This window comes from Schleiferilactobacillus shenzhenensis LY-73 (assembly GCF_000469325.1).
GTDB classification, from domain to species: Bacteria; Bacillota; Bacilli; order Lactobacillales; family Lactobacillaceae; genus Schleiferilactobacillus; species Schleiferilactobacillus shenzhenensis.
The window spans coordinates 155,742-157,601 of record NZ_KI271585.1; the positions used below are offsets into that span (position 1 = coordinate 155,742).

At 55.6% G+C, this 1,860-nt stretch carries 2 protein-coding genes; both read right to left on the reverse strand.

Annotation, left to right across the window (positions count from 1 at the left end):
* Window positions 1-162 precede the first annotated feature (162 nt).
* A complete protein-coding gene (locus L248_RS05400) occupies window positions 163-507 on the reverse strand; it encodes a hypothetical protein (RefSeq protein WP_022529110.1) in 345 nt (114 codons plus the stop codon).
* A 45-nt stretch (window positions 508-552) separates the two neighbouring features.
* On the reverse strand, window positions 553-1,386 hold the full coding sequence (locus L248_RS05405) for a YitT family protein (protein WP_022529111.1): 834 nt from the start codon (window positions 1,384-1,386) through the stop codon (window positions 553-555).
* Between the last annotated feature and the right edge of the window lie 474 nt (window positions 1,387-1,860).

Here is a 1,860-nt window from a genome sequence, read left to right on the forward strand (position 1 = left end):
GATCTTGCCGAACATAAGATCTCAGTGCCACGCCGTATTCACCAGAAATGCCGCCCGCCTTCAAATCCACGCAACTCGGCCACAGGCATACAACAAAAGGGCCCCAGGTAACACTCCCCGCAAACGGGAATGTTGCCTGGGGCCCTTTCTCATTGCCATCATTCAACCGCGGATAATGCGGTCGCGGAACTTCTCCTGGACCTTGCTGGCCAGGTTCTGCATCAACAGCCGCCCGGAACTGCGGAAGGCTGCCTGAAAGCCGCCGGCCGGTGCCGGGATGGTGGTAACCACCTGGCCGGTCGCGTCGTCGGTGATCGTCAACACATCGTCGGCGAAGTGAGTGGTGACATAGGAGCCCTCGAGCCCCTCCATCAGGATCTCCTGCACGTAATCGGTGATGGCCTGCTGAATGACGGCGTCCACCGTCGTGTCGATGTGCCGCCCGGCCAGCTCCTTAACGCGGGCCTCGGCTTGAGTCAGATCTTCTGGAATAGATACACTTGCCATAATATGCCTCGATTCATTCCCGGGCGCCGAATCCGCCCATTGCAGTTAAAAAATCCCATTGTGCACCGCCGCCACGTCGGCGACGGTGATGAACGCGTCCGGATCCATGGCTAGGATCTGGCGGGTCAGGCCTTGGTAATCGGCCTGTTCCACCACGATCATCAGCATCTCTTTATGCTGGTCAGAAAAGCCCCCGGTCACCGGCACCACCGTCAAGCCGTGGGGCAGCTGCTCGTTGACCACCTGCTTGATGGCCGGCAAGGCGGTGTTGCTCATGACGAAGACCGTCTTCTTGCGGTCCAGACCGGTCTCAATGTAATTCATCACGATGCTGGTCAGGACGATGGAGAAAACAGCCAAGATAAACGGCTCCAGGCCACTGACCACGATGTTGCCCAAAGACACCAGCAGGTCCACCGCCAGCAGCCCAATTGCCGGCTTCAGGCCGAAGTACTTCTTGAAGATCAGCGGGGGCACTGTGGTCCCGCCGCTGCTGGCGTCGATGCGGTACAGCAGGGCCACCCCCACCGCGAAGATGGCCGAACCGACAATCACCGCCAGCAGCGGGTCAGAGACGACCCGATATTGCGGGATCAGGGCCAGCATCAGCGGCAGCGCGAAGCTGCCCAGCAGAATGCGTCCGGTGGTCGCCTTGTCGAGAAAAACCACGGCAGCAATCAGCATGAGCACGTTGACACCCAGAGTGGTCAGGGCCACCGGCCAGCCGAAGGCCACTTCGGCTAGGACAGCGAGCCCCGTGGCGCCGCCGGCAGCGACATCGTGGGGGGCATAGAACATGTTGATACTGACGGCGATTAGAACCAGGGCCAGGGCAAAAACGATGTACCGGCCCACGGTATGATTGGTGAGTTTACGCATACATTCCCTCTTTCTCACTTGGTTGTGCACTGGTACTCTCTCTATATATTACCTTACCATACTGGTTAGCCAACGGGCCGTTCTTTGCTTGGCAATACGTGCAAATATATCAGTATACAGTTTTTTTCTTTCTTAACTGACTAAAAACATGCCACGGAACAAACTGTGGCCCTGATTTCTTTTGTGGCATTGCTCAACATGACTGCGCCAATCTGGGCGTCCCTTACCATGTAAACAACGCGCATGTGATTGCCTATTGTCTATACCCCGGACGTGTTAGCAGTGCGTGTAACACCGATTGTTTGCATATTGTTTATATTGTCAATCAAAAATGCTATTTTTTTGCAGATGCCCCTATTGACGCAAACAGGATACGCGCGCATAATAATCATCGTAAGCGTTTTCCCCCACTACTACACCTGAATTATGCACAGCTTGACCAAAATCTGGATTAGTTCGGTTTATCATGCGGAT